4 protein-coding genes and 1 pseudogene are annotated in these 7,935 nt (G+C 64.8%); 3 read left to right on the top strand and 2 right to left on the bottom strand.

The window, feature by feature from the left end:
• The first annotated feature begins 100 nt into the window (after positions 1–100).
• Positions 101–589 (top strand): annotated as a pseudogene (locus ACRDUX_RS34905) (Dps family protein).
• A 12-nt stretch (positions 590–601) separates the two neighbouring features.
• On the opposite strand, the gene ACRDUX_RS34910 reads toward ACRDUX_RS34905, so the two are convergent.
• Both ACRDUX_RS34910 and ACRDUX_RS34915 read right to left on the bottom strand, forming a co-directional pair.
• Positions 602–2,203, bottom strand: a complete 1,602-nt coding sequence (locus tag ACRDUX_RS34910; RefSeq protein ID WP_526421103.1) for a protein kinase domain-containing protein — start codon at positions 2,201–2,203, stop codon at positions 602–604.
• Between the two features lie 644 nt (positions 2,204–2,847).
• Entirely contained in the window at positions 2,848–4,386 is a 1,539-nt protein-coding gene (locus ACRDUX_RS34915) for a GAF domain-containing sensor histidine kinase (protein ID WP_526421105.1), read from the bottom strand.
• 445 nt (positions 4,387–4,831) lie between these two features.
• Here ACRDUX_RS34915 and oxc point away from each other — a divergent pair, with 445 nt between their 5' ends.
• Both oxc and frc read left to right on the top strand, forming a co-directional pair.
• The gene (gene oxc / locus ACRDUX_RS34920; RefSeq protein ID WP_526421109.1) at positions 4,832–6,544 is read left to right on the top strand and encodes an oxalyl-CoA decarboxylase; all 1,713 of its coding nucleotides are present in this window, start codon (positions 4,832–4,834) and stop codon (positions 6,542–6,544) included.
• 34 nt (positions 6,545–6,578) lie between these two features.
• On the top strand, positions 6,579–7,832 hold the full coding sequence (gene frc, locus ACRDUX_RS34925; RefSeq protein ID WP_526421107.1) for a formyl-CoA transferase: 1,254 nt from the start codon (positions 6,579–6,581) through the stop codon (positions 7,830–7,832).
• Positions 7,833–7,935 lie beyond the last annotated feature (103 nt).

Consider the following 7,935-nt stretch of genomic DNA (forward strand, 5'->3'; position numbering starts at 1 on the left):
CCCACACACGCTCGCCGGCCAAGGATTTCGAGGATTTCGTCCAGCAACAAGAAACGCGACGTATCAGCGGCCATCCACGACATTCAGACAGGAACCATTCATGCCTACTTCACGCCGATCCGAGAACGAGGTTCGGGAGTTCGACGTTCCGCCCAGCCTCCCGATGAACCTTCAGAAAGTCCTCGTAGATCTCATCGAGCTGCATCTGCAGGGCAAACAGGCCCACTGGAATGTCATCGGCACCAACTTCCGCGATCTGCACCTGTAGCTAGACGAGATCGTCGACACCGCAAGAGAAGCCAGCGACACCATTGCCGAACGGATGCGGGCCCTCAACGCGGTCCCCGACGGCCGATCCGACACAATCACGGCGTCCACCACGCTGCCCACGCTTCCCCCCGCCGAACTCAACACCACCGATACCGTCGAGCTCATCACCACCCGGATTTACGCCGCGGTGGACACCATCCGCACCGTGCACGATGATGTCGATGCAGCCGACCCCTCCACAGCAGACCTGTTGCACAGCATCGTTCATGAACTGGAGAAGGCTGCTTGGATGCTCAAATCCGAGAACCGCAAGATCTAAGGCACGACGCCGTCAGCGGGCCTCGAGGTAGGTGATGACCGCGAGGACGCGGCGGTGGTCATCGCCGGTCTCTGGCAGGTTCAACTTGCTGAGAATGTGGCGGACATGCTTCTCGACGGTACCCTCGGTGACCCAGATCCGGTGGGCGATACCGACATTGGACCTTCCCTCCGCCATCAAACCCAACACCTCCCGCTCACGATCGCTCAACACGGCAAGGGAGTCATCGCGTCGATGGGCGGACACCAACTCGGCCACCAACGCCGGATCCACTACCGACGCCCCCTTGGCTATTCGCTGCAGGGTGTCGATGAAGTCGGCCACGTCGGTGACGCGGCTTTTGAGCAGATAGCCGATGTTGCGCCCACCCGACAGCAGTTCCATCGCATGCTCGACATCGACATGCGCTGACAGCACCAGGATGCCGGTGGCCGGCAGCTCGTGGCGGATGATCTTGGCGGCATCGAGGCCTTCGGTGGTATGGGTAGGCGGCATCCGTATGTCGGTCACCACCAGTTCGGGAGTCTGCTGACGAACCATCGCCAGCAGCTCCGCACCATCTCCGGCCTGGCCCACGACATCGAAACCCGAGCGATCCAGCAGGCTGGCCAGACCCTCCCGAAGCAATACATCGTCTTCAGCCACAACCACCCGCAACGGAGATGCTACGGGTCCCATCTGGGGCGCCGGTGCGGGGCTGTGTTGACCAGGGCGCTGTTCTCCCCCTGCGGCAGCGGGCACGGCCATCTCGTCGACCGTCAGGCCGTGGCGGCGCTGGGTTTCTCTCAACTCAACTCCTAGTTCGGCTGCGGTGGTTGGCCGATGGTCGGGACTGCCCGCCATCGCGTGCTCGATGGCGGCCCGCACGTCGTCGGGGATGTGTTTCCCCTGGAACTTCGGGGCCGCCTCACTGGTGAGCCGGACGAACTGTGCGATCACCTGCTCATCGCTGCGACGCTCGATGGCTACGTGCCCGGTCAATGCACAGAACATCGTGGCGCCGAGACTGTAGACGTCGGAAGCCGGGGTAGGCGCCTGGCCTTGGAGTACCTCGGGTGCGGTGAACGCCGGCGAGCCGGTCACGACGCCCGTCGCAGTCTCGAAACCGCCGACGATCCGTGCGATACCGAAGTCGGCCAAGTGTGGCTCGCCGTAGTCAGTGAGCAGGATGTTCGCGGGTTTGACGTCGCGGTGCAGGGTACCGAGCCGGTGTGCTGTCTCGAGGGCACCGGCCATCTTGACTCCGATGTGCAGCGTCTCCTGCCAGCTGAGTGGGCCGGCACGACGAATCCGTGCATTCAACGAATTTCGGGGGTAATACGGCAACACGATGTAGGGCCTACCCGACCGCATGGTCCCGACTTCAAAGACACTGACGATGTTCGGATGCCCGGATAGCTTGCCCATCGCGCGTTGCTCGCGCAGGAATCGTTCCAGGTTCTCCGCGTCAAGGTCGGTGGTGAGCACCTTGATGGCGACGGTGCGCTCGAGTGAGCGCTGCTCGCAACGGTAGACCGCGCCGAAACCACCGCGACCGATTTCGTGAGGATCGGCGAATCCCGCTGCGGCCAACTCCGCAGCGATCGCAGATGTCAGGTCATACTGGGTGGCCACCGGACCAGATTCGGCCGGCGGTGGCTTCGACCCCGATGTTCCGTATTGGCCAGCGCGTGCCCATGCGATCACCCCGATGACTTGGCTTGAGGATACCGCCGCAGAGCCAGATATCCGTGGCCGTTCTGAATATCTTAGAAATGGCCTATTGGTAGGTAAGCGGGTTAGGCACTGCGCGGTCGGGCCTACAGTCATCGGCCGTCCCTCGGTCGGATTCGCGGCTGCGATTGAATTGGTGTACTCAGTCTGATGTCGAAGCCAGGCATTGACATCACCGCCAGCATCCGCACGCGGCCTACCGCTACCGGTAATCCTCAAGTTGCTGCTAGCAGGTATGGCGAGAGCGCTACACAGTCCCATCGAAGCCTGCCAATCACCCCACCCGCGCTGTTGGGCCACGCCTGGCGCCAGCCGATCTTGGGCGGATCGCAGGGCCGCCTCGAGCTCATCGAGGGCCTACTCAACGGTGACGCCGACCCCGGAACCGACACTGCGCTGTACTGGGTGCATGACGAGCCGTTGCGTCGTCAGCTGGGTGCAGAAGCCACCGGTGGGCGCCCCGGCGCACCTGATGACGATCCAGCACGCCGGACTGCAGACCTACCTGCGAAGCCTCGACATCCGGTTTCGGACCGCAGGTGAGATCACCCATGCTGCTGGGACCGCCGTGGTGAGAGGGGGATTGTCGCCTGCAGCCACGTTCCGCTGCCGATCGGACTCGATATCTGCAGGTGTCCGCCGAGGGCTTCGGCACGGTCTCGCAGCCCGATGAGCCCGGAGCCCCGCCCAGAGTCCGCTCCCCCGATCCCGTCGTCCCGTATCGACAAACGGACGTTGGGTCCGTCAGTGTCGGCGACCACCAACACCTCCTTCGCCTGCGCGTGCTTGGCTGCGTTGGTCAGCGATTCGGCAACGATGTAGTAGGCGGCCACTTCGACGGAATCAGGCAGCCGCTGGTCGACATCGAGGCGGAGCTCGACGGGGACGCTGGAGCGACGGGCGAGCGTTCTGAGGGCGGGTCCGAGTCCGCCCCGTGACAGGATCGCGGGATGGATCCCGCGGGATATCTCCTGGAGATCGTGAAAGACGCCGGTCAGTCCGTCGACGATCTCGGCGAGTTGCTCGCGGACCGATCCCAGATCCGGTGGCACGGAAGCCTCGGCAGAACGGAGCTTGAGCCCAAGCGAAACCAGCCGCTGCTGTGCGCCGTCGTGCAGATCGCGTTCGAAACGGCGCCTGGCCTCATCACCGGCCGCGACGATCCTGGCGCGAGACGCCGTGAGTTGGGTATGGGTCTCGGCGTTGGCGATCGCGGTGGTCACCAAATCGGCGAAGTCCGCGACCCGCGACTCGGTATCCGACGGCAGCGGATCAGGTTGTGACGACCCGACTATGGCCGCACCCCATACCCGGCCATCGACCATGATCGGTACCCCGACACCTGACCGCATCCCCAACCGGCGGAAGTACTCGGCGGCCGGACCGGGAGCTTTGTCGTGGTCCTGGCTGTCCATCCGGGCCGGGTGACCGGTGCGGAACACCATCGCTGCGACAGATTCGCCTTCCAGCGAAAAGCGCTCCCCAACATGCACTTTGACCCAAGCCGGCTCGTGGTGTGCCGACAGCAGTAGGCCTGTGCCGTCGGGCTCGAAGCGGAACAGCGTCGCGTGGTGCATACCCAGGCAGCGGGCGAGTTCGTCGGCCACCGCGGAGAACACCTCGGACGGGTCTATCCCGCGCGCGACGAGTGTCGCTACCCGTCGCAGCGAAGCCTGCAAGTCGGCGAGGACGCGAAGTTCGTCACGGCTGTGCTCGGCCTCGACGGCACGTGTCCTGGCCAAGTGTGCCAGCGTGTTGGCCACCAGTGCGACGACCACGAAGATGCTGATCACCGACCAGTTTTCGAGTCTGGTCAGGGTGAAGTCCGCCGGCCCGTTGCGGAAGTAGTCGAAGGTGACGGCGCTGGCCACCGACGTCGTCGCCGCGAGCCCAAAGCCCCACACCGTGGAGACCACCAGAACCCCGACCAGATACACCACACCGAACGCACTGCCGGGCGCAACCTGCTTGAGTAGCAGCACCACAACCGATTCCACCACGATGAACGCCACGGCGACCACCAAGCCCAACCACACCGGCGGGCGCGCTGAACGCAGCAACGTCGAACGCAGCAACAGTGACACCGGGCGGACCCCCACCGATGATGAACTTACTTTTCCGATGACCGAACTCCTGATATGTGGCAACTATCTGACGATCCCCCATCGTCTCGGTCCAGCAACACTGTGACATCACCGCTGACACCCATCGATACCCCTGCTAGCGGGAATCTTTGCCTCCCTGCGGTTGCCGTTCATGCAGAACGGCAGTGGGCCGCCCGGGGTGGTAGCGATTTTGGGGCTGGCGGGTATGTCCAGAGTCCTGCTCGCCGGAAGCATTGATGGGCGTTGGCCGTGACGACATGAGTCGCCTGCAATGGCCAAGATGGAAGGGCAACTCCTGGATTAGCGGTTGATGCCAAGCCGGGGAAGGCATTTCAGCCCACGATTCAACCGACCATGAAGAGGCAGCACTATGAGCCACACGCCGACCATATCGACGACGGTGGATGACCGCGTCCCGTCGGAGGTGCGCACAGCTCCTGTCGTCGACACTGCGGCTGAGCTCACCGACGGATATCACCTGGTTGTCGAGGCGCTCAAGCTCAACGACGTCGAAACCATCTACGGAGTGGTCGGCATCCCGATCACCGACCTGGCCCGGATCGCGCAGGCGGCAGGCATCCGCTACATCGGATTTCGTCACGAGAGCAATGCCGGCCACGCGGCGGCGGCCGCCGGCTTCTTGACGCAGAAGCCTGGCATCTGTCTGACGGTGTCCGCACCGGGCTTCCTCAACGGACTGGTCGCGCTGGCCAACGCCACCACGAATTGCTTTCCGATGGTGCAGATCTCTGGGTCGAGCGAGCGGCACCTCGTCGACCTCAAGCAGGGCGACTACGAGGAGCTCGACCAAAAGGCTGCGGCGGAACCGTTCGTCAAGGCCGCTTACCGGGTGAACCGGGTCGAGGACATCGGCCGAGGTGTCGCCCGGGCGATCCGCACCGCGGTCTCCGGGCGCCCCGGTGGGGTCTATCTCGACGTCCCCGCCGCGGTGCTCGGTCAGGTCATCGACGCGGCGGCAGGCGATGCGTCGCTGCGGCGGATTGTCGACCCCGCACCGCGCCAGCTGCCCGCGCCCGAGGCCGTGGACCGCGCGATCGACCTCCTTGCCCACGCGCAACGGCCGTTGGTCGTGTTGGGTAAAGGCGCGGCATACTCACAGGCGGACAAGCAGATCCGAGCGTTCATCGAGGCCACCGGCCTGCCGTTCCTGCCGATGTCGATGGCCAAGGGACTGCTGCCCGACTACCACCCGCAGTCGGTGGCCGCCGCCCGTTCGTTGGCGCTGCGTCGCGCCGACGTCGTCATGCTTGTCGGCGCCCGATTGAACTGGCTGCTGGGCCATGGCGAGGCGCCACAGTGGAACCCCGAGGCGCAATTCATCCAGGTCGACATCGAACCCACCGAGTTGGACAGCAACCAGCCCATCGCCGCCCCTCTGGTCGGTGACATCGGGTCGGCGATGTCCGCGCTCATCGAGCGAACTCGTCCCGGACAGATCACCGCGCCGACGCGGTGGCGCCACGAGCTCGCTGAACGGTCGGCGCAGAACGGCGCCAGGATGTCCGAACGTCTGCACGCTGACCCGTCCCCCATGCAGTTCTACGGAGCGCTGCGAGCCATCCGCGACGTGCTGCGCGAGTACCCCGACGCGTATGTCGTCAACGAGGGCGCGAACTCTCTGGACTTCGCCCGCAACGTGATCGACATGCGGGTGCCGCGGCACCGCCTCGACAGCGGCACCTGGGGCGTGATGGGGATCGGGATGGGTTACGCGATCGCCGCCGCCGTCGAGGGCGGCGCCCCGGTCGTGGCGATCGAAGGCGACAGTGCATTCGGCTTCAGCGGTATGGAACTGGAGACCATCTGCCGCTATCGGCTGCCCGTCGTCGTCGTCGTGCTCAACAACGGCGGCGTCTACCGCGGCGACGGAACCAACGCCGTCTCCACCGACCCGGCCCCGACCAGCCTGATGCCCCGTGCCCGCCACGACCGCCTCATCGAGGCCTTCGGCGGCAAGGGCTACCACGTGACAACACCGGCTCAGGTCACCATCGCTCTCGCCGGCGCGCTGATGTCGGGCGGTCCCGCTCTCATCGACTGCGTTATCGACCCCAGCGACGGCACCGAAAGCGGCCACCTCACCCATCTGAACCCGGTCGGCGTCGGGATGCGCTGAACACCAAAGCTCCTCTACCCGAAAGGAACCCATCATGGCTAACCTGCCGCTCACTGGAATCAAGGTCATCGACTTCACCGGAGTTCAGGCCGGGCCGGCCTGCACTCAGATGCTCGCCTGGTTCGGCGCCGACGTCCTCAAGATCGAGCGCATCACCGGCGGTGACGTCAGCCGACACCAACTACGCGACATCCCCGACGTCGACGCCCTGTACTTCACCATGCTCAACAGCAACAAGCGCTCGCTGGCCATCGACACCAAGACTCCCACGGGCAAGGAGGTCATGGAGAAGCTGATCCGGGACGCCGACGTGCTGGTCGAGAACTTCGCCCCCGGAGCCATGGACCGGATGGGCCTGTCCTGGGAACACATCCACCAACTCAACCCGCGGCTGGTGTTCGGGTCCGTCAAGGGGTTCAACGACGACTCGCCGTGGTCGGAACTCAAGGTCTATGAGAACGTCGCCCAATGCGCCGGCGGCGCCGCCTCGACCACCGGATTCTGGGATGGTCCGCCGACGGTGAGCGGCGCAGCGATCGGCGACAGCAACAGTGGGATGCACCTGCTGATCGGCATTCTCACCGCCCTGCTCGGCCGCGAGGGGACCGGAGTGGGCCAGAAGGTGTCAGTGTCGATGCAGGACGCGGTGCTCAACCTGTGCCGGGTCAAGCTGCGTGACCAACAGCGCCTCGAGAAGGTCGGCTACCTCGAGGAGTACCCGCAATACCCCGATGGCACGTTCAGCGACTCGGTGCCCAGAAGCGGCAACGCCAGCGGTGGCGGCCAGCCCGGCTGGGTGCTCAAGTGCCAGGGATGGCGGACCGACCCCAACGCGTACATCTACTTCGTCATCCAGGAACACAACTGGGGACCGACGTGTCAGGCCATCGGCAGGCCCGAATGGGTCGACGACCCCGCCTACAGCACTGCTGCCGCGCGCAAGTCGCATATGTTCGATGTCTTCGACGAGATCGAGAAGTGGCTCGCCGACAAGACCAAGTACGAGGCGGTCGACATTCTGCGCGCATTCGAAGTGCCGTGCGCACCCGTGCTCAGCATGAGAGAGCTCGCCCACGACCCCGCGCTGCGCGCCAGCGGCAGCGTCGTCGAGGTCGAGCACCAACAGCGCGGCACATACCTGACCGTCGGGAGCCCCATCAAGTTCTCCGACTTCCGGCCCGAGATCACCAGGGCGCCGCTCTTGGGCGAACACACTGACGAGGTTTTGGACGGCCTCGGCTACGACGCGGACGCCATCGCCAAGATCCACGCCGACCAGGTGGCCTGAACGGGCTTGTCGCGTTGAGCCAGGCTGCCGGAAGGACGATCGGTATCGTAGTCGCCCCGCATGGACCCGTCTTGGTGCGGTTCCTGCACACTGATCGCACATC

It is taken from the genome of Mycobacterium sp. (assembly GCF_050701675.1).
Taxonomy (GTDB): Bacteria; Actinomycetota; Actinomycetes; order Mycobacteriales; family Mycobacteriaceae; genus Mycobacterium.